Genomic DNA, 20,867 nt, shown 5'->3' on the forward strand with positions numbered 1-20,867 from the left:
TGCTTACGGACGACTGTTTCTGGATGCATTCAGTCAAGGTCATTGTGCGGCCGCCCGCCAGCAGGCGAATGCAGGAAAGCGACTTGAGCGGGTAAGAACATGAAACTTTCGCTTCGGGGGTTCCGATTGTTCGATCGTGGCCAATGACAACGGTGTCAGCCGGCCTTGCTGTAAGGATGTTCGATCCTGCAGGATGCCCCATGTCGCCTTTGATTCGTCCGAAGCGCTTGTTGCTGATCTGCTCATTCTGCCTCGGCGGCTGCATGCGCGTGGGGCCAGACTTTCAGCCGCAGCACGAAGCCTGGGTCGAAAGCTGGAGCAGCACGGCGATCGAACAAGCCAGCGAGACGCGCTCACAACCGGACGTCCAGCAATGGTGGCGGGTGTTCGCGGATCCAACGCTCGAACATCTGATGACCGAAGCCGATGCACACAACGCAGGCGTGCAGATTGCCGGCCTGCGAGTGATGGAGGCCCGCGCTCAACTGGGCATCGCCCAGAGCGGGCGCTACCCGCAAACGCAAGTGGCCAGCGGCGAGGTGCTATACCGGGACCGCAGGGAATCGGGCGGACAGAACCCGCAGAGCAAGAGCTTCTGGCAATACAGCGCGGGCTTCGACGTAGGCTGGGAACTGGACTTCTGGGGGCGCTTCAGTCGCGCCATCGAGTCGGCCGATGCCGCATGGTTTGCCTCCAAGGCCAACTATGAAGATGTGCTGGTGCTGCTGCATGCCCAGATAGCGGAGAGTTACTTCGCCCTACGTACTGCTGAGGCGCGTCTGCGCATCGCCCGCGACAACGCCCGACTGCAGAAGCGCAGCTATGAGATCACGGAGCGGCTGTTCAAGAGCGGCGAGACAGACGAACTCGATTTTCAGCAGGCCAAAACCCAGTATCTGAGCACGCTGAGCAGCATCCCCGACCTGGAAAGCCAGATAATGCGTGCCCGCAATGCTCTCGCGGTCCTGATCGGACGCCCGCCCAGTCCGCTGCCAGAGCTGGCTCAGAACGAAGGGGTCGTCCCGCTGGTCGATCACGCGGTGCTGCAGGACGTGCCCGCTAACCTGCTGCTGCGTCGTCCGGACGTACGTGCCGCCGAACAGCAGATTGCGGCTCAATCGGCGCTTATCGGCGTTGCCAAAGCAGACCTCTATCCGTCGCTGACCCTGCTCGGCTCCATCGTCTGGTCCGCCGGCTCACTGGAGGGGATTCCTAACGGCCTGACTTTGATAGGTGGCCCAAGCCTGCGCTGGAACGTGTTCGACCACGGCGCGATAAAGAACAACGTACGCGTACAGGATGCCCGTCTGCAACAACTGATCGTCGCCTATCAGGACGACGTGCGCCAGGCGGCACGCGAGGCCGACGATGCCGCCAGCAGCCTGACCAAGGCACTGGAACGCGACGCCATCCTTCGCGACGCGGCACTTTCCGCCAGGCGGTCGCTCACGCTCGCCAACGCACTCTACCGCGAAGGCTACTCCGATTTTCAGCGGGTACTGGATGCCCAGCGCGCGCTATCCACCCAGCAGGACACCTATCTGGTCAACCGCAGCAACGCCGTGAGCGATCTGATTGCGCTTTATAAGGCCCTTGGCGGCGGCTGGTACAGCGAACAGCCACTGGTTGACCCGGCTAACCGCCAACAGATGCAAAAGCGCACCGACTGGGGTGACCTGCTGGATCAGCCGAGCCGTCCGTCCGCCGACAGCGTCCCCGTGCAGAGGTAAGACTCCATGAGCGATGCCCCGCAACCCGCCGCCCCTCCTCCGCCGAGCGCACCGGCGCCCGCCAGGGATCCGTCGAAGAAGGGGCTCATGATAGTAGTTGTACTGATCGTTCTCAGCCTCCTCTGGTACCTGCTGGCGGACCGCTGGACGCCCTACACGCAGCAGGCACGGGTCCAGGCCTTTGTCGTGCCGGTGGCGTCGGAAGTGTCCGGACGCGTGACGCAGGTGTTCGTGCGAAACAATCAGGATGTCAAAGCCGGAGCGCTCCTTTTCGAGGTCGATCCGGAGCACTACAGAATCGCCGCTGATCGCGCCCGTGCCGACCTGGAATCGACGCGCAGGCAGATCGGCGCCAGTACAGCCGGGATCGACTCGGCGCGGGCCTCGCTGCGTGCCGCCCAGGCCAACGAAGTCAAGGCGCGCCAGGATAGCGATCGACTCGGGCGCCTCTACCAGGAAGACTCGGGCACCATCTCGCTGCGCCGCATCGAGCTGGCACGGGCGAGCCTCGAACAGGCCATCAGTCAGGTGGCCGCGGCTCAGGCAGAGGTGCAACGCGCGCGCGAGCAGGAGGGAGGCAGCGACCAGGACAACGCCAAGCTGCAAAGCGCCGCCACGGCGCTCGAAAAGGCCGAACTCGATGTGTCCAATACGCGCGTGCGAGCCCGCTCGGCCGGTCTCATCACCGACCTGCGCACCGAGACAGGCCAGTTCGCCGCTGCCGGCAACCCCGTCATGACACTGATCACCATCCACGATATGTGGATCAGCGCGGAAATGACGGAGAACAATCTGGGCCACGTCGAGCCCGGCACACCGGTTGCCATCGCGCTCGACGCACTGCCGGGCCAGGTATTCGAAGGCCGCGTGCGCAGCGTCGGTTATGGCGTCAGCGTGGGCCCAAGCGCCCCGCCCGGCGGCCTGCCCACCGTGCAGAACAGCCGTGACTGGTTGCGTCCTGCCCAACGGTTCCCGGTGATCGTCGAGTTCACTCAGGGTGAGTTGTCCGGCTTGCGCGGCGTCCGTGTTGGCGGACAGGCCGAAGTCATGGCGTTCCCGATTCAGGGCAATCCGCTCAATCCGCTCGGGCGTCTCTTTCTGCATCTGATGAGCTGGCTTTCATATGTCTACTGACAGCGCCATGTCCCGTCAGCTCGCCCTGCGCAGTCAACGTTCGCTGCGTCTTGCGAGCGGCACCGCGCTGTGCCTCGCGACCAGCTTCGGTCTGGATGTGCCGGTCCCGATGATTGCCCCGGTGCTCTGCGCATTTCTCCTCACCATGCTCAACAAGCCTCTATCGCTCAAGGCGGCAGTGGGCCTGGCGGTGGTGGCGATGTTGACGACCGGCAGTGGCTTGATGCTCACCCCGTTGCTGCGCTATTACCCGTGCAGCGGTGTGCTGCTGGTTGGCCTGGGTCTGTTCCTGACGTTCCGCCTTGGCCTGCGCGGCGGCAACAATCTGGTCGTCCTCTTTCTCGCGATGGGGTTGACGATGATTTCGGCGGCCGGCACGGCCAGCTTTGCGCTGGGCGTGCTGGTGATCGGCGCGCTGGTGAAAGGACTGCTCCTCGCGGTGCTGATGCACACCATCAGTCACTGGATATTCCCCGAGCCACCTGGAGCGCCAGCGCCACCCGCCGCACCGGTGCTGCCGTTGGACGAAGCCAGCTGGATGGCGTTGCGCGCTACCGTCGTCGTATTACCGGCGTTTCTGCTGACACTCACCGATCCGGCAAGCTACATACCGATCATGATGAAGGCGGTGAGCCTCGGCCGCCAGAGTTGCACGACGACGGCCCGCGGCGCCGCTCGTGAACTGCTCGGCTCGACGCTGCTCGGCGGCGTACTCGCCATCCTGTTCTGGTTCGCGCTCAGCCTGTTCGTGCATCTCTGGATGTTCTTCCTGTGGATGCTGCTCTTCGGGCTGATGCTCGCACGCAAGCTGTATGCGCTCAACCCGACGCGCTACCCGCCCAGCTTCTGGCTCAACACGCTCGTCACGCTGATCATTCTGCTAGGCCAGTCGGTGCAGGACAGTGTCGCAGGCAAAGATGTCTACACGGCTTTCGCGGTGCGTATGGGGCTCTTTATCGCTGTCTCCCTATATGCCTGCCTGGTGCTGCAACTTCTCGATCAACCACGCCGCGTGCCGCGGCAGTCCAGGGCCATTTAGTCGCCCAACAGGAGAGAGCGTCATGACTACGCCAGACATCGAAGCCGAGGTCCCCGCCACCGGCGGATGGCGTTTCAAGCTTGGAATCGCTATTTTCATCTTCGCGTTCGCGCTGTGGCTTATCCTCCCGCTGGCGGGCTCCATGGGCGCGTCGGCTGGGCGCATCGCGGCACTCACGGGCACCGTTTTTATAGCTAACAAGGTCTTGCTGGTGACCTGCATTGCGGTCATGGGGAAGGCCGGTTTTCAGAATCTCAAGCAGATCATCTTTGGTCATGCGAAGCGGCTCGCGCCCAGCAAAACGGTCGGGCCAGTTCGTCACGCCATCGGCCTTGTGATGTTCTTTGTCCCACTCGTATGGGCGTTACTCGAGTCGTACGTCGACAAGTTCTGGCCGGGTCTCAGACCCAATATCTGGCAGTTGCAGCTGCTCGGTGATCTGGTACTGATCGGCAGCTTCTTCGTGCTCGGCGGAAATTTCTGGACCAAGATCCACGCTCTCTTCCTCCGCACGGCATAGGTGGACGACCGCTACCGCTATCAGGTGTTGGCGGTCGAACCGGACGACGGCCATTCGGTCTTTCGGCCGTTCGCGCCATGCGTCAGGCGGTGCGTGGGCGAACGCGTGGGGAGCGCGCGGATGCTCCGCTTTCAGCTTCACGGGGACAAAACATGAACATCGGCATATATGGAACCCTCGTCGCGGCTTCGCTGGTTCTGCTGCTCGGCAATCGCCTCGTCGCGTGGATTGCGGTGCTGCGTACCTACACGATTCCCGAGCCGGTTGCCGGCGGGCTCGTCGTCGCGCTTGTGCTGCTGGCGGTGCGCGTCGCGGCGCATACCGAGGTGCGCTTCGACACGGCGTTGCAAGTGCCGATGATGCTGGCCTTCTTCGCGACCATCGGGCTGAATGCCAATCTCGCGAGCCTCAAGCAAGGCGGGCCGCCGCTGCTGCGTTTTCTCGTCGTGGTGATCGGCTTGCTGGTGTTGCAGAATGCGGTCGGAATCGGCCTCGCCTATGCGCTCGGCGTCGACCCGTTGCTTGGCTTGCTGGGCGGTTCGATCACGCTGTCCGGCGGGCATGGGACGGGTGCCGCGTGGAGCAAGGTGTTTGCCGAACACCACGGCCTGCAATCGGCTGCCGAAGCCGCCATCGCGTGTGCAACGTTCGGTCTCGTGATGGGCGGCATCCTGGGCGGTCCGGTGGCCCGCCTGTTGATGCGCCGCGTCAAACAGCCAGATTCACAACAGACTGGCGTGCCGGTCGATGCCCCACTCGCCTTTGAAGAGCCGAAAGCAGAACAACCCACCACGCCCGCCGCGTTCATCGCCACGCTGGCGCTGATCGCGATCAGCCTGGCCGTGGGCGAGGCGCTCTCTAACCTGTTGGCCGGCACGGCCTTCGAATTGCCAAGCTTTGTCTGCGTGCTGTTTGTTGGCGTAGTACTAAGCAATGGGCTTGCATTAGCGGGCCGGCCCGTGGCCGAACACGCGGTCGCACTGCTAGGCAATGTCAGTCTCGCGCTGTTCCTCGCCATGGCACTGATGACCCTGAAACTGTGGGATCTGGCCGCACTGGCGTTGCCGGTCATTTCAATTCTCGCCGCGCAGACGGCGTTGATGGCGCTGTACGCGATCTTCGTGACGTTCCGCGTGATGGGCCGTAACTACGACGCGGTGGTACTGGCCGCAGGCCATTGCGGGTTCGGTCTCGGAGCCACCCCCACCGCGATTGCCAACATGCAGGCAGTCACCAACCGCTTCGGCCACTCACATCTGGCGTTTCTGATCGTGCCGATGGTTGGGGCATTCTTTATCGACATTGCCAATTCCATCGTCATCAAGGGGTATCTCGCGCTACCGATCTTTCATTGACCCCGGCGGCCATGTGACCGTCGCACGGATAGACGTCGCCCGGGCCGGTCTCGACGAAGACCATGGGCCTAAAGTCCTATTGCAAGGTGCGCGGCCGGCGACGATAGTGGATTTGAATACGCTATCCGGCGGGGTTCTGCGTCATTGCGCGCGTCCCACCCTTCTACCCGTAAAGCCTTGGCATTTCAGAGGAGCTTTCATGACGAACGCAAAATTTCTGGTCATCGCCGCCCTGGTGTTCGTGGCGCCGGCCGTATGGGCGCAGCAGGAAGCCGACGTGCAGGTGTCGCAAGGGCCTGGCACCGCAACCGTCAAAGGAACGCGGAAAGTGACGGCCACGGTGCAGGAGATTGATCGCGCGACGCGGACCGTTTTGCTGAAGACCCCGAACGGAAGACTCATTGAGGTCGTTGTCGGAGACGAGGCACGCAACTTTGACCAGCTCAATGTTGGCGACGTCGTCACAGCTGTTTATCGGGAAGCGTTGACCCTGAACCTGAAAAAAGGCGGGGACGGCATTGCTTCGGCCGAAGAGCAACCGTCGATGGAGCGCGCACCCGCCGGCGGCGCGCCCGGCGGCACGTTGGGCCGCACGGTGAAAATCGTGGCCAACGTTGTCGCGGTCAATCACAAGACCCGGATGGTGACGCTGAAAGGTCCGAAGGGCAACACACTGGATTTGAAGGTGGATGATCCCGAGCAGTTGGCAAACATCAAAAAGGGCGATCAGGTGCAGGCTGTGTACACCGAGGCGCTTGCCATTTCCGTGCAGCCGGCGGTCAAGAAGTAGATTGGCCGCTAATCGCCTCACCGTGCGGCAAACGGAGCTACATGGCAGCCGGCTCAGCCCAGCCGCTTTTCAAACCAGTGATGTGCATACGGCTCTGCGTTGAACGCATCGACTTCAACGTATCCGGCTTGCCGGTAGAGAGAAATCGCCTCGCGTAGTGTTCGATTTGTCTCCAGGCGAATCACGCGCACCCCGGTCTGGCGAGCATGCTTTTCCGCTTCCTCGATCAATCGGCGGCCCAGGCCCATGCCGCGAGCGGAACGGCTTACCCACATCCGCTTGAGCTCGGCCGGTGACTTCTTATGAAACTTCAGCGCGACGCAGCCGATCGGGCTTCCATGCAGTCTCGCGACGATCAACGCGCCCGCCGGTGCCGTCAATTCATGGGCATCCGCCGACAGGCTAACCGACGGGTCGAAACCTGCTTCAAAGCGCTCATTCAGCTCGCCGAAATACTGCTCAAAGCACCAGCGCGCATCATCGCAATCCGGGTTCTCAAGCGCGAAATGCACGAGCGATGCCTGCAGCAGGCGTTCGACTTCGGACATCGCGGCGACCAGCCGGCGGCGCTGCTCATCGCCCAATGGTTCGAGTACACGTGAAGCAACCGCGTCAGAAAGCCGTTCGAGTTCAGCCCTCTCCTTCATACCAGCCTGAGTCAGGCAGGCCCGGCGTACCCGGCGGTCGTCCGGATGCGGAAGGACAGTGATGAGTTTCTGTCGTTCAAGTGCGGCGAGCGTACGGCTGAGGTAGCCTGAATCAAGATCTAGCCGGTCGCGAAGAGTACGCACATCCGCGCCATCCACGCCGATCTCCCAAAGGAGCCGTGATTCACCCATGGGGCGACCCCGGCCAAGGAAATGATCGTCGATAGCGCCGATGCTTTCGGCGACTATGCGGTTAAAGCTCCGAACCTGGAGAATATCGGACATGTTCATATCTCTGACTTTAGTCAGAGATATTGGATCTGTCAACTTGGGTCCGGGTGAAACCCGCGTGTTGGACCTACCCCAGCTCCAACGCGTAGCGACGGCAGTGTTCCAGATAGGCAGTCTCGTGGCTGCCCACCAGTTCGACGACGCTGTTCCAAAGCCAGGACGGCGCGTCGATGGTTTTCGAGCGCCCCCGGCGCAACTCCTTCAGCCATGCGGCCCGAACGCCGTGATTCATCTGCCGCCCGTGCGCTTTGCCGACGACCTGCGCCAGATAGCGCGCAACGTCCATCGCTTCTGCCTGACTGAGTTGATCGACCTCGAGCTTGATATCTTGAGGGAGTAATTCGCGGATCACCACCGAACGCTCCTGCAGGCGCTCCGCGCGCATCCTCTCACCGAGAAATGGCGATAAATGCCGTGCTCCCTCCACGACACGTTCGGCATTGTCTTTCGGCATCGTAGCGCCCGCGTAGCGCGGTGCGGCCGCCTTCAACCCCTCCTTGATGTCGATCAGGCAGAGATCATCGCCTTCAATGACGCCGCCGTCGACATCGAGAAGCACCGCGTACCGCAGGCGGCCAAGCGAACTGCAACCTTTGACCCAATAGGCGGCATCGAGCACCGATACCTGGCCGTCATCTTTTCGTCCCCGCAAACTGGTCGCGAGCTGGCTTATCGAGCCCTTTTCGAACAACGCCGATATTTCTGCCGCTTCGTCCTTCGTGAGCGGCCAGAAACGCTTGCCGAGCGGTATCGTCGGCGTGGTGTCTTCGAGGCGCTCGACCGCCAGCTGCTTCCACGAGCGGCGTACCGCTTCCTGCATGACGACGCGCACGGTTTCAGGCTTCTTCGCCAGATCGACTCCCTTGCCCTTCAACGCTCGCTGGAATGCCCGTTCATATCCATCGGCGAGCGCTTCCATCATGTGAACCGTTGTGAGGCCCGGCAGGTCCGAGCCTCGCGCAGCCGTGGCGAGCGACAGGCCGAGCCGGATCAGATCATGCGCCGGGTTGCCTATCACCGTCTGATCCAGGTCGCGGATCTGAATCTCCACGCGACCCTGCGCATCGGCAACCGGGCCCAGGTTACCCGTGTGGCAGTCGCCACAGATCCAGATGGGCGGTCCCTCCGGCAGGGCTTTCCTGTCACTGGTCTCGAGCCAGTCATAGAACTGCGCCGTATTGCCGCGAACGTACGCGTGCGCTGAACGGGCCATCTTCGTATTGCGCATCGCCGTCAGCACGGTCTGGCGATTTTTGAAGTCAGTTACCTTCCTGTTGTTTCCCGTTTTTTTCGCCATGGCGTTTTCCGGAGAGCATGCGAGTGTTTGTGTCCGATTCGACGGCTGTAGATGAGGCCACGCAAAAATCGAACCCGTGAACACGCAGCTATCCGAAAACCCTCGCCCATGCCGTCCGCAGGCGTCGCGCGCGGTCTTCGAAAAGATAGGAGGCAGCCAGCGCCAGGAGACCTGAAATGACACCTGTCACGATGTGCTCGACATAGGGAATGCGATAGTGGCTCGCGTGCGCGTAGGCGTCGCCTATCGCCGTGAGCACGCCGACAACCAGCGCATTGCCGTATCGATGCGCGTAGAGTTTCTCCGCAGGCGTGAAGGTCAGAAGTATCGCGAGGAGTCCGGTGAGCAGACCCGTATGGAATGCAATCGTCCAGTGGCCAAGGCTCATGACATTGCCCCAGCTCCCCGGCATGCAGGTCATGCACGCGCTGGTCGGCTGCCAGAAACGCTGGATAAACAGTCTGACGCGGCGCTTCCACTCGATTGACATGATGTATTCCCATCGATGCCGTTGTTGGGGCCGACGCCAACAGAGGGATGTTGGAGCGGTTTCCAGACCTTTCGATCAGCTTGCCGTCCCCGTCATGGACGCGTTGAATCCGCACGCCGTCGAGGTCCGGCAACCACGTGGACATGGTGGAATACTACACCGCGACTGGACGGCCGCCGTTCCGACCGGGACCGGCATTCAGCCTCGCGTTTATCGGCGCGGCGCCTGTCGAATAGGACCAAAGTCCACTTGTCCGCCTGTTTCATTGCCGATAAGTTGAATGACCTGATAGTTCGCGTTTCTGGAATATGCGTGAGTGTATCGATCGATTCGAACCGCACGGCTTCGCAGTCACAGCGCTTGCGACGCGCGTGGCTGGGCGCCGCGCTGCTGGTTTCGGCGTCGATACCCTCGGTTCACGCGCAGGAGATGGAACCGCGCGCCTATTCGGCTGTGCCGGTGGGCACGAATTTCGTGGTGTTCGACTATGCGCGATCGAGCGGCGACGTCTCGTTCGATCCGTCGTTGCCGATCACCAACGTGCAGGCGCATATCAACGTCTTTACGCTCGGCTATTCGCATAGTTTTGCGGTCGCGGGAAAAACCGTGAGCGTCGCGCTGTCGGCCCCCTATGCGAACGCAAATGTGAGTGGCGACGTAAGGGGCATCTATCAGCAGCAGTACCGCTCAGGTCTCGGGGATATGCACTTCAGGATCGCGGCGAACCTGCTCGGCGACCCCGCCCTCTCCCCGGCAGAATTCGTGCGACGCGTACCCAGCACGGTCCTCGGCGTCAGCCTTGTCGTGGTAGCGCCGACGGGACAGTACACGCCCGCCCGTCTGATCAACATCGGGGCAAACCGCTGGTCGTTCAAACCCGAGATCGGGCTCTCCCAGCCATTCGGTAACTGGTTCATGGACGCCGCGGCAGGCGTGTGGCTCTTCACCGATAACGACGATTTCTTCGGTGGCCACCGGCGTGGCCAGGACCCGATGCCGACCTTCCAGTGGCACGGTGGCTACACCTGGCGCCCTGGACTATGGCTCGCCGCGGACGTGACGTACTTTACGGGCGGACGTACCAGCGTCAACGGTGTCGAGGATCAGGACGTTCAGCTCAGTGCGCGATACGGTCTCACGCTGTCGGTTCCGCTGGCCGCGAAATGGTCCGCCAAACTCGCGTGGTCACGTGGTCTCGTGACGCGTGTGGGTGGCAATTTCCAGACCGTCTCGGTCGCACTCCAATACCGTTGGTTCAATCGTTGAACTACTGACCTGACGCATGTGCCCTGAGAAACGCCACATATCCATTCTGGGTCTTGAGGATCTTCTCGGCGCATTCATCATAGTCCGAACCCTTCGCTTCGTCCGGCCCGTACATGCCGCGGCACTGCGCGAAGAGAGTAAGCGTGGCGCCCTCACCCTTCGCGGCACGGGTCGCCGAAAAGGCGGCTTTGCCGGAATCATAGGGCACGTCGGTTTCGATTGCGACCGCGTCCGCGCGCGTCACAGGCGTGTCCGAATGCTGCTGGATATAGCGTTTCGTCAGCGCCCAGGCGGCGTCGCAGTTCGTCGGTCCGCAATCGACCACCGCATTGCGCTGCGCGGCGGCAACGTTGGTCTCGTTGTGGAGGAATTGCTGGGCCTGCTCCCCCTGCTTTTCGGGGGACGAGCAAGCAGTGAGTGCAAGCGCAGCGAGCGCGAAGGCAGCGATCTTTTTCACGAGTAGAACTTCCCTGGGCATGTTCGAGCGCGATTATAGCCGGGCGCCGGACCGCCGTGCATGAAGCCGGGCGCCGCACTATTCCACGTTATCCGCTACATCGGTCATCCGCACCATATGTGGCTTGACGGCGTCCTCTTCGTCGTCGTTCGTCGTGGCCGGCGGATGGATCAATGCTTCAAGGCGTGTCTTCGTCGCAATGAATTCCGCCGACGTCACCTGCGAATAGTCGCGCGGGCGCGGCACCGGTACCTCGATCAACTCCTGCACCTCCCCAGGATTCGCCTTCAACACCAGAATCCGGTCTGCCAGAAAAATCGCCTCATCCAGATCGTGCGTAATGAACAATACCGTCACATCGATATTGCGCCAGATGTCCAGCAGGTGCGCCTGCATCTTCGAGCGGGTCTGCGCGTCGAGCGCCCCAAACGGCTCGTCCATCAGCAGAATCCGTGGCCGGTTCGCCAGCGCCCGGGCAATCGCCACACGTTGCTTCATCCCGCCGGACAACTGATGCGGATACACGTTGGCGAACTTGCTCAGGCCGACCAGATCCAGCCACTGCAACGCCTCGCGCTCAGCATGCAGATTGCCATGACCGTTCATCTTCAAGCCGAACATGACGTTCTTCTTCACGGTCAACCACGGAAACAGCGTGTAGCCCTGAAACACCATGCCGCGATCGGCGCCCGGCCCTTGCACCGGTTTGCCGTCGAGCAGCACGCTGCCGCTCGTCTGCGCCTCCAGCCCCGCGAGAATGCGGATCAACGTCGACTTGCCGCAGCCCGACGGCCCGATCACGCAGACGAACTCGCGCCGGTGCGTCTTGAAGTGGATGCCGTTCAACGCGGTGCATTCGCCCTGCGGCGTCACGAAGCGTTTGCCGAGATCGCGCACTTCGAGGATCACCTCGCGCGCTTTCAGACGGTCGAAACGGTCGCGGACCGCTTCGGACTGGATGAGGTAGGACGGAACCGGCTGCGGATTTAACATGATTGAATCCCTTGAATACGGTGCGATACGTGCAATACGTCCGATAGGCGTAAAACGGGCGTGCGCTAGCGGTGCAATAGCGGTGCAATACGCCATGACACGAGCGCTCGCGCTATGCCTTGAGCGTGCGGTCCCACGGAAACAGCTTGCGGCCGAGCGCGGCCAGCACGAGATCGGTGCCGAGCCCAATGATGCCGATCATCATGATCGCCGCGTACACGTTCTCGAAGTGCTCGTAGCGCGCCTGTTGCGTGATGTACCAGGTAATGCCCGAACTGGTGCCGACCAGCTCCGCTACGATCAGATACGTCCACGCCCAGCCGAGCAGAATGCGCTGGTCGCGATACAGGTCCGGCAGAATGCCCGGAATCACGACGTGCGTGAGGAGCTTGAACTTCTTCGTGCCGAGCGTCATCGCGGCTTCGAACAAGCCGTATTCAAGCTTGCGCGTGGTGTTGGCCACGATCAGCACCTGCTGGAACAGCGTGCCGATCACGATGATGGCGATCTTCGGACCGTCGTAGATGCCGAGGATCGCCACCATCAGCGCACCGAATGCGGGCGCCGGCAAATAGCGGAAGAACTCGAAAAACGGCTCCTGCAACCGTGCAATCGCGCTGTACGTGCCGCACACGATGCCGATCGGCACACCGATCACCGACGACAGCACGAAGCCCCAGAAGATCACCTGAATGCTGTGCCACAGGCTTTGATGCAGCCACACGCCGTCGCGCGATGCGGGCGGCGTCGTGAACGCGGTGTAGAACGCGCGCAGCACTTCATGCGGTGCGGGCAGATAGACGGGGTTGACCGGCTCGCCCGTCGGCAAAGCCGCATGCGCGTCGCTTGCATGCGAGCGTTCGTCGGCGAACACGTCCTTGTCGACGCGCATGCCCGGCTGAAAATAGTCGACGCTGCCCGGGCTTTCGATCAATACCTGCGGATGCCAGACGAACGGCACATAGCTGACGATGCACCATACGAACAGCGGCAGCAGGAACGAGCCCGCACCCAATAGCCACTTGCCGCGTAGCGAGAGTTCGCGGCGCACCGCGAACCATTCGGTCCTGCTGGTCCTGGTGGTGGTCCTGTTGCTCCGGTTAATGACTGTCATGCGATTCTCCGAGGCAGTGTTCGATGACGGATCGACAGGATGTCGAACCGATCGCCGGGTTGTTTCATTTGCACGTCGCCTCCTCGATGGCGCCCGCGGCCACGCCGGCACGCATCACCATCAATCGTTGACCCGCGACGACTGCCACGCCGGGCGCGCAATCGATCGCCTCGATCACACCGTCTTCAGTGACGGCAACGGATACCTCCATCTTCATCGACTCGACGATCGCCACCACCTGCCCTTCGCTGACCCGTTCTCCCTCGCTCACAAGCAGCTTCCACACACTGCCCGACACCTCGGCGACGATGCCCTGCTGACCGTCGGCCAGCGCATCGTCCGCGGCCCCGGCGGCGGACGATGCCGTATCGCTGCCGGGCTCGCCCACATACTCCGCGTGGCCGGCTGCGGCCCAGCGCTCGCGCTCGTCGTCGAAGGCCGCCTGCTGCGCGTTCTTGAACGCGGCGATCGATGTGGCTTCGTCCTGCAGGAAGCGGTTGTACGCGCCGAGGTCGAACACCGACTCCTCGATCTTCAGGCTCGCGCGGCCCGCGACAAAATCCGCGCGCAGTTCGGCCAACTCCGCCTCGCTGACTTCATAGAAGCGGATCTCGTCGAAGAAACGCAGCAGCCACGGCTTGCCTGCCTCGAACTCGCGCGTCGTGCGATAGCGGTTCCACATCTGCACGGTGCGGCCGACAAACTGGTAGCCGCCCGGCCCTTCCATTCCGTACACGCACAGATACGCGCCGCCGATCCCGACGGCATTTTCCGGCGTCCACGTGCGCGCCGGGTTGTACTTGGTCGTCACCAGCCGGTGACGTGGATCGAGCGGTGTGGCCACGGGCGCGCCGAGGTAGACGTCGCCGAGACCCATCACCAGATAGCGCGCGTCGAACACGATGCGCTTCACGTCGTCGATGCTATCGAGGCCGTTGATGCGACGAATGAACTCGATATTGCTCGGGCACCACGGCGCGTCGGGCCGCACCGATTGCATGTAGCGTTCGATCGCGATACGGGTGGACGGGTCATCCCATGAAAGCGGCAGATGCACGATGCGGTTCGGCACGCGCATATCGGCCACCGCGGGCAATTCCCGCTCGGCCCGTTGAAGATGCGCGAGCAGCGTGTCGTGCGACAGGACGCGGTGATCGAAATGCACCTGCAGCGAGCGGATACCCGGCGTGAGATCGATGATGCCCGGCAAGCGATGTGCATCCAGCCAGTTCATCAACGCGTGGACGCGGAATCGCAGGTTCAGATCGAGGACGAGCGGGCCGTATTCGACCAGCACGTTCTGGTCGCCGGAGCGGCGATAGACCACGCCAGTGCCCTCGCCTGCGTCGGGATCGCGATAGAGGACGCAATCGTGCGCGCCGGCCGTGTCAATCGCCTCCGATGCCACGCGTACAGGCGCGAAGCGCACCGTATCGCCTGGCCGCAATTGCCCGAGCTTCCACAACTCGTCACCCACCACGGTTACCGGGCAGACGAACCCGCCGAGGCTGGGACCGTCCGGCCCGAGAATCACCGGCATGTCGCCGGTGAAATCGACCGCGCCGACCGCATACGCATTGTCGTGAATGTTCGACGGATGCAGCCCCGCCTCGCCGCCGTCGGTGCGCGCCCACTGCGGCTTCGGCCCGATCAGGCGTACGCCCGTGCGGCTGGAGTTGTAGTGCACCGTCCAGCGCGTGTCGTAGAGCATCGCGATGTCGTCGGGCGTGAAGAAATCCGGCGCGCCGTGCGGGCCGTCGAGCACGCCGAGCGTCCAGTCGTGCGTCAGAACCGGCACGCGCGACGCATCGAGCTGCGCGCCGGGTTCGCCACGGCCCGCGTCGGCGCCAAGATGCAGCACGTCGCCCTTGCGCAACGCGCGGCCGGCGTGGCCGCCGAACTGGCCGAGCGTAAACGTCGCCTTGCTGCCGAGGTAGTCCGGCACCTGCAGACCGCCCTTGAGCGCGAGGCAGGCACGCATGCCGGCGCCGGTCACGCCGCCGAGTTTGAGCACCGCGCCGGCCGCCGCCCGCGTGACCTGCCACAACGTAACCGGCTGACCGTCGAGCTTCGCCGCGAGCGGTGCGCCGCCGAGCACGAACAGTGTCGCCGTATTGAAGCGCAGCGTGGCGCCGACCATCGCGCATTCGAGGCCGGCCGCGTCGGTTGGATTGCCGAGTAGTTCGTTGGCGAGCCGGAACGACAGATCGTCCATCGGGCCCGACGGCGGCACGCCGATGTCCCAGTAGCCGATGCGCCCCGGCGTCTGCTGGACCGTGGTCTGCACGCCGCCGTCCAGCACGTCGATGGTGTGCGGCGCGAACATGAAGCGCGACAGGAAGGCCGTGGTTTGCTCGCCGCGCGCAAAGGTCGCCGAACCGGCAATCGCGCGCAAATAGTCCAGGTTCGTCTCGATGCCATAGAGCTGCGTGTCGTCCAGCGCGGCACGCAAGGCAGCGAGCGCGGCTTCGCGGCTCTCGCCCTTGACGATGATTTTCGCAAGCAGGGGGTCGTAAAACGCGCTGACCTCGGTGCCGGCATCCACCCAGGTGTCGACCCGCGCGGCATCGGCGAAAGCAACGTGCGTCAGCACGCCCGCACTCGGCTGAAACTGTTTATGCGGATCTTCCGCGTACAACCGTACCTGAATGCTCGCGCCCTTGGGTGTCGGCAGCAACGTATCGAGCGGCGCGAGTTCGTCCTCGGCCTGGCGAATCATCCACTCGACCAGATCGACGCCCGTCACTTCCTCAGTGACGCAATGCTCGACCTGCAGCCGCGTATTCACTTCGAGAAAATAGAAGCGACGGGTGTCGGCATCGAACACAAACTCGACCGTACCGGCGGATTCGTATTGCACCGCTTGTGCGAGCCGCACGGCGCTCGCATGCAGTTCCGCGCGCTCCGCATCGGTCAGGCCGGGGGCCGGCGTTTCTTCGATCACCTTCTGGTTGCGCCGCTGCACCGAGCAATCGCGCTCGCCGAGCGCAATCACGCCGCCGCGGCCATCGCCGAAAATCTGCACTTCGATATGGCGGGCGTTTTCGACGAACTTCTCGATGTACACGCCCGCGTTGGCAAAGTTCGCTTCGCCGAGGCGTGCAACCGACGCGTACACGCTCTCCAGTTGCGCTGCGTCGCGACACAGCGACATGCCGATGCCGCCGCCGCCCGCCGTGCTTTTCAGCATCACCGGATAGCCGATCGATTCGGCCTCGCGCAACGCCGCCGTTACGTCCGGCAGCAAGCCGGTGCCCGGCAGCAACGCCACGTGGTTGGCTCGAGCCAACTCCCGGGCGGTGTGCTTCAGCCCGAATTCGAGCATCTGCGCGGGGCGTGGCCCGATAAAACGAATACCCGCGTCTTCGCAAGCTTGCGCGAAGGCGGCGTTCTCGGACAGAAAACCGTAACCCGGATGCACGGCATTCGCGCCGGTCGCGCGCGCCGCCTCGAGGATCGCCGCGCGATTCAGATAGCTGCTCGCCGCGACGGCCGGACCGATGCAGACCGCTTCGTCCGCGAGCATCACGTGCATCGCATGGCGATCGGCTTCTGAATAGACCGCTACCGAGGCGATCCCCAGACGCTTGAGCGTGCGAATCACGCGGCAGGCAATTTCGCCGCGATTGGCAATCAGGACTTTGTCGAATCTCATTGGGCATCCCAGATGGTCAGTCGTACGGGCGTCGGGTTGTAGCCGTTGCACGGATTGTTCAACTGCGGGCAGTTCGAGATCAGCACGGTCACGTCCATCTCGGCACGCATCTCGACGTACTTGCCCGGCGCCGAGATGCCGTCTTCGAAGGTCAGTTTGCCGAGCGGCGTCACCGGCACGTTCATGAAGAAGTTGATATTGCTGACGATGTCGCGCTTGCCCAGTTGCGTGCCCACCCCGCAGGTGCAGTGCGTGATTGCATGCAGAAAGCTGTCGCGGCAGCTATGCATATGGCGCTTGTCGAGCGCGTAGCGGACCGTATTGCTTTCCGCCGCGCAGGCACCGCCAAGCGTGTCGTGACGCCCGCAGGTGTCGGCGACGATGGTCAGCATCGGCTTGCCGAGGTTCGACATCAGTACGCTGCCGGCAGACAGATAGAGGTTGCGCTGTGCGCGAATGGTGTCCTGCGCGCTATACCGTTCAAGCGGATCCGCGCTGCTGTAGAACAGCGTGTCGACAGCCTGATTGCCTTCGAGGTCGAGGATGCGGAACAGTTGTCCGCGTTTCACTTCATGCAGCCAGGGCTCGCCGGACGGCAGCGTCAGGTCGTACACCGCGTGATGCAGGTCGAGCTTGCTTTCGATAATGGGCATCGCGGGTCTCCTTAAACGAACAGACGATCGGTGTTGACGAAGCCGCGCTGATTCTCGGGACACGCGGCGCGGCAAGGGTCGTCAGCCGGGACTGAGGCATCCGGCGCATACGCGCGGTACGCCACCAGTTTCACGGGCCGTGGCTGGTATTCGGAAGAAGGGTCGAGCGGATGCGGTGCGCTCGAGAATGCGGCGAGCGTGTCCATTTCGAAGCGCAGATCGAACGCGGCGCCGGCTCGCGAATGCCGCGGCACGAATTTGAGCGAGCCGTCCTCGCCGATCGCGAGCTTGCTGAAGAAGTTGATGTTGGCAACGAGATCGCGTGCGCCGAGGCCGTGCTTCGCCAGCTCCAGCAGCAGGCTATCGCGGCCGTTGCGAATCATCGCGTTGCGATGCTGCTGATAGCGGGCTTCGCCGTACTTGCTGGCGAATAGCGCCGCATCGCCGATACCGCCGAGCGGGTCGTGCCAGCCGAGCGTGTCGGCGGTGATCGACGCCATCACGCGGCCCATGTCCGAATACAGCACGTGTCCGCGCGTCAGATGCGCGGTGTGCTGGGCCTTCAGCGTATCGGCCATGTTGTAGCGCTCGAGGGCTTCGTCGTGCCGGTAGAACACGGCGGCCAGGTTGGCGCCGCCCTCGGGATCGACGATGCGTAGCGCGATGCCACGGCGCAGCACGCCGGACCAATGCGTGCCGGCAGGAATCAGCGTTTCCCACAACACGTGCGGGATCGGGGCGAGATCGACTGGGAGTTGCGTCGACATGGAGGCTCCAGGTATCGGTTGGGAAAAAGCATGAGAGGGCGATTGACCGACATCGCGACCTCCCGGGCTTTTGTCCCTCCGTGGAGCCTCGCCGGCGCCTTGAACGAAGGTGAGCGGCAAGACCGGATTGCTCTCGGACCAGGCATCGTGCACGCCATCAGGCTGGTTAAGCCTTTAAAGTGCGCCGACCGGAACCCTAGCGATCCTGAAGATGATGCAAATTACTTCGCACCTCTCGCTGCGTAGCTAAGCGAGTTGCGTGCCAGCTGTCTGCCGCCGATGCCGCAAACCCGTCGTGGCAAGACATTCAGCGCGAATCGGCGCGCTTGAGCACACACAGCGGCGTGCGCGAGGCAATCGCGAACGCACCATGCACGAGGCCGCGCGAGCACCATTTGAATGCTTGCGGCACCAGCATGGGGCCTGCCGGTCCTTCCCGTTCACGCTGCGTAAGGGATGGACGCGATGGCACGGTGGTTGCAAGTGACAGCGCTACGCCCATCCATTCAAAGTCACGAACCATGCTAACGCTCGCCACGCTTCGCCGCACGCTCTATGCACTGATGTCGGCGCGTTTCATCGAACTGCAAAAGCAGAAGCGCCGCCCGTAATCACAGAGCGGCGCGGCGAATCGCAAGCGTTGTATCGATGATTTCTACTTAGGCGACATCACGCTGCGCGCCGGCATATCGAGCCTGTTGTCCAAAGCTCGCCAGCGCTTTCGATCCATCCGGCAACACCAGTTCACCGCGTTCAAGACGCGCCTTCAGATACGAAAAGCTCTGCGCCGTCTGCGCGAACAGATGGTCGCCCGCCGACACAGGCGGATATTTCGCTACCGCTTCGGGCGTTGCGAACTGCGGCAGTGGCGCAACCTCGGTGTGGTAATCGCAGGCGAAGAACAGCGGAAACGAATAGCGTTCCTGCCGGACCTTGCGAACTCGATGCGACGTCGCGACGTAAGTGCCGCCGGTCCACACTTCCAGCATGTCGCCGATGTTCACCACGAACGCATTGTCGATCGGCGGCGCATCGATCCAGTCGCCCTCGCCGTTCATCACTTCGAGACCCGGCGCGGTTGGCAGCAAAATTGTGAAGCACTCGTAGTCGGTATGCGCGCCGATGCCGGGCCGGTCTTCCGCCGACGGATCGAGCGGGTAGTGGATCAGCCGCAACTGGCTCGGCGGCTTGTGCAGATACGTGTCGAAATGCGCTTCCGGCAAACCGAGGGCGAGCGAGAAGCCGCGAAACAGCGTGCGGCCGAGGTCGAACGTCGCCTGATAGTACGCACCGATCGCCTCCCGGAAGCCCGCCTGTTCGGGCCACTGGTTCGCACCGAGCATCGGTGTGCCGGCCTGTACGTCGGGGTCGTCGGCGGGTAGTTCGCGGCCGGTGTCGAATGCTTCCTTGCGGTCGCGCTTGCCGCCGGCGAACACTTCCTCGCCCTCCGGCACATAGCCGCGATGCGCGCTCGACTGGCCGATGTAGTAGCGCATCTTCCAGTCCTCGGGCGCGGCGAAAAATTGTTTCGCCTGTTCGACGAGCGCAGTCTGCTGCTCGCGCGACACCTGATGGCCGGTCACATAGAAGAAACCGGCATCGCGTGCGGCGCGATCGAGTGCGCGCGCGGTGGCGAGCCGCTGGTCCGGATCGTCGCTATACAGACCGCTTATATCGACGATGGGCAGCCGCTCAAAGCTCGTATGGGTGGTTTGGCTCATGAGAAGTGCCTATGCGTGGTGTGATTCGAGGTGCGGCTCGGCTTCATGACCGGCCTGCGCCGCGCGCGCGGCGAGAAACGCCGCAAGATGGCGGCGCTCTTCGCGTCCCATCCACGTATTGATTTCCCACAGGTCGGCAACCGCCGCGTTGGTGAAGGGCAAGGTATGCAGATAGCCATCAGGGCCGAATTCCGGTGTCATGGTCGTCACCGTATAGCCGTTCGCGATCTGTGCGCTCCACAGCGCCTCCCACATGCGCTGATGCGAAGCAAGGCAGTCCGCGTACTCGGGCGCGGCCGGATGCGGGACCTGCGGACCTTGCGGATAGCCGACCCGGCCGTGCAGATGATGCGCATGCGGCGCAAGCTCGAGAATCGTGTCCCATTCACCCCCTTCTCCGTCCAGCAGCCGCTCGCACACGGAGACCCAATGACTGAAATCGCACGTCAGCTTCAGTGCCGGCACCGCGCGCGCCACATCGCGGGTGATCCACGGGTTATAGAACGAGCGGCCACGATGCGTCTCGAAGCTGCAGATCACCTCGTGCCGGGCGGCAATCTCCACGGCGCGCGAGAAGAAGTCGATTTGCGTGGCGGCCGGCCACGCATCGCAGCCCGCCATCACATTGAAGAAGCGCGGTGCGAGCGGCTTGCCCCATAAAATCTTCGCTTCGAAGTCGCGCAGATGGTCTTCGGGCGTAGCCGATCGTTCAGGGACGTAGCTGCCCGCCGTCGTGATCTCCGCGATAAATTCGAGCCGCTGCCCGGCAATGGCGCGCGCGAAGGCTTCGCGCGCGGCTTCCCCGGGCGGCACCGGCGCTTCGATCCCGTCGAAGCCCGCGGCACGCACTAGCGGCGCGGCATCGTCAGGACCGCCGTCGAATCCCCAGAACGTCTTGAACAGCTCGAATTTCATCACGCCTCCTATTGCATGTAAAATTGCATGCAA

The 20,867-nt window shown here is 62.9% G+C and carries 19 protein-coding genes and 1 riboswitch; of the genes, 7 read left to right on the forward strand and 12 right to left on the reverse strand.

Translation table 11 applies throughout. The annotated features are described in order from the left end of the window. The first annotated feature begins 200 nt into the window (after positions 1–200). The 6 genes from PQR27_RS11250 to PQR27_RS11275 all read left to right on the forward strand — a co-directional run bounded on the left by PQR27_RS11250 (position 201) and on the right by PQR27_RS11275 (position 6,568). On the forward strand, positions 201–1,730 hold the full coding sequence (locus tag PQR27_RS11250; RefSeq protein WP_408523727.1) for an efflux transporter outer membrane subunit: 1,530 nt from the start codon (positions 201–203) through the stop codon (positions 1,728–1,730). Between the two features lie 6 nt (positions 1,731–1,736). Beyond that, positions 1,737–2,864, forward strand: coding sequence for an HlyD family secretion protein (locus PQR27_RS11255; RefSeq protein ID WP_408523728.1), 1,128 nt, complete (start codon positions 1,737–1,739; stop codon positions 2,862–2,864). Beyond that, positions 2,854–3,903, forward strand: a complete 1,050-nt coding sequence (locus tag PQR27_RS11260) for a DUF2955 domain-containing protein (protein WP_408523729.1) — start codon at positions 2,854–2,856, stop codon at positions 3,901–3,903. Before PQR27_RS11255 ends, PQR27_RS11260 begins: the two co-directional genes overlap by 11 nt. A 22-nt stretch (positions 3,904–3,925) precedes the next feature. Continuing rightward, positions 3,926–4,423 (forward strand): transporter suffix domain-containing protein, encoded by a 498-nt coding sequence (locus tag PQR27_RS11265; protein WP_408523730.1) that lies wholly within the window; start codon positions 3,926–3,928, stop codon positions 4,421–4,423. Between the two features lie 152 nt (positions 4,424–4,575). Further along, the gene (gene gltS, locus PQR27_RS11270) at positions 4,576–5,778 is read left to right on the forward strand and encodes a sodium/glutamate symporter (RefSeq protein ID WP_408523731.1); all 1,203 of its coding nucleotides are present in this window, start codon (positions 4,576–4,578) and stop codon (positions 5,776–5,778) included. A 199-nt stretch (positions 5,779–5,977) separates the two neighbouring features. Next, positions 5,978–6,568 carry a hypothetical protein gene (locus PQR27_RS11275; protein ID WP_408523732.1) on the forward strand — a complete coding sequence of 197 codons (591 nt, stop codon included), beginning with the start codon at positions 5,978–5,980 and terminating at the stop codon, positions 6,566–6,568. Between the two features lie 53 nt (positions 6,569–6,621). Here the strand turns inward: PQR27_RS11275 and PQR27_RS11280 are convergent, their stop codons facing one another. The 3 genes from PQR27_RS11280 to PQR27_RS11290 form a co-directional block, all read right to left on the reverse strand. Beyond that, positions 6,622–7,500 carry a bifunctional helix-turn-helix transcriptional regulator/GNAT family N-acetyltransferase gene (locus PQR27_RS11280; RefSeq protein WP_408523733.1) on the reverse strand — a complete coding sequence of 293 codons (879 nt, stop codon included), beginning with the start codon at positions 7,498–7,500 and terminating at the stop codon, positions 6,622–6,624. A 73-nt stretch (positions 7,501–7,573) separates the two neighbouring features. Continuing rightward, complete coding sequence (locus PQR27_RS11285; RefSeq protein WP_408523734.1) at positions 7,574–8,803, reverse strand: DUF2252 domain-containing protein; 1,230 nt, start codon at positions 8,801–8,803, stop codon at positions 7,574–7,576. Positions 8,804–8,891: 88 nt separating this feature from the next. After that, on the reverse strand, positions 8,892–9,293 hold the full coding sequence (locus PQR27_RS11290; RefSeq protein WP_408523735.1) for a hypothetical protein: 402 nt from the start codon (positions 9,291–9,293) through the stop codon (positions 8,892–8,894). A gap of 312 nt (positions 9,294–9,605) precedes the next feature. On the opposite strand from PQR27_RS11290, the gene PQR27_RS11295 reads away from it, so the two are divergent. Next, on the forward strand, positions 9,606–10,559 hold the full coding sequence (locus PQR27_RS11295) for a transporter (protein ID WP_408523736.1): 954 nt from the start codon (positions 9,606–9,608) through the stop codon (positions 10,557–10,559). A gap of 1 nt (position 10,560) precedes the next feature. Here the strand turns inward: PQR27_RS11295 and PQR27_RS11300 are convergent, their stop codons facing one another. The 9 genes from PQR27_RS11300 to PQR27_RS11340 form a co-directional block, all read right to left on the reverse strand. After that, a complete protein-coding gene (locus tag PQR27_RS11300) occupies positions 10,561–11,016 on the reverse strand; it encodes a hypothetical protein (protein ID WP_408523737.1) in 456 nt (151 codons plus the stop codon). Between the two features lie 78 nt (positions 11,017–11,094). Beyond that, positions 11,095–12,009, reverse strand: coding sequence for an ABC transporter ATP-binding protein (locus PQR27_RS11305; protein ID WP_408523738.1), 915 nt, complete (start codon positions 12,007–12,009; stop codon positions 11,095–11,097). 112 nt (positions 12,010–12,121) lie between these two features. Then, entirely contained in the window at positions 12,122–13,123 is a 1,002-nt protein-coding gene (locus PQR27_RS11310) for an ABC transporter permease (protein ID WP_408523739.1), read from the reverse strand. A 64-nt stretch (positions 13,124–13,187) separates the two neighbouring features. Next, on the reverse strand, positions 13,188–16,778 hold the full coding sequence (locus PQR27_RS11315; protein WP_408523740.1) for a 5-oxoprolinase/urea amidolyase family protein: 3,591 nt from the start codon (positions 16,776–16,778) through the stop codon (positions 13,188–13,190). Beyond that, positions 16,775–17,431, reverse strand: coding sequence for an urea amidolyase associated protein UAAP2 (locus PQR27_RS11320; protein ID WP_408523741.1), 657 nt, complete (start codon positions 17,429–17,431; stop codon positions 16,775–16,777). The genes PQR27_RS11315 and PQR27_RS11320 overlap by 4 nt, the downstream gene beginning before the upstream one ends. Positions 17,432–17,442: 11 nt before the next feature. Beyond that, positions 17,443–18,198, reverse strand: a complete 756-nt coding sequence (locus PQR27_RS11325) for an urea amidolyase associated protein UAAP1 (protein WP_408523742.1) — start codon at positions 18,196–18,198, stop codon at positions 17,443–17,445. 57 nt (positions 18,199–18,255) lie between these two features. Then, positions 18,256–18,409: riboswitch (guanidine-I (ykkC/yxkD leader) on the reverse strand. A gap of 96 nt (positions 18,410–18,505) precedes the next feature. Next, entirely contained in the window at positions 18,506–18,721 is a 216-nt protein-coding gene (locus PQR27_RS11330; RefSeq protein ID WP_408523743.1) for a hypothetical protein, read from the reverse strand. A 136-nt stretch (positions 18,722–18,857) separates the two neighbouring features. Continuing rightward, positions 18,858–19,919 carry an isopenicillin N synthase family dioxygenase gene (locus PQR27_RS11335; RefSeq protein ID WP_408523744.1) on the reverse strand — a complete coding sequence of 354 codons (1,062 nt, stop codon included), beginning with the start codon at positions 19,917–19,919 and terminating at the stop codon, positions 18,858–18,860. Positions 19,920–19,928: 9 nt separating this feature from the next. Next, positions 19,929–20,834, reverse strand: coding sequence for a sugar phosphate isomerase/epimerase family protein (locus PQR27_RS11340; protein WP_408523745.1), 906 nt, complete (start codon positions 20,832–20,834; stop codon positions 19,929–19,931). Between the last annotated feature and the right edge of the window lie 33 nt (positions 20,835–20,867).

This window comes from Paraburkholderia fungorum, from assembly GCF_046027215.1.
In the GTDB taxonomy this organism is placed as follows: domain Bacteria; phylum Pseudomonadota; class Gammaproteobacteria; order Burkholderiales; family Burkholderiaceae; genus Paraburkholderia; species Paraburkholderia fungorum_D.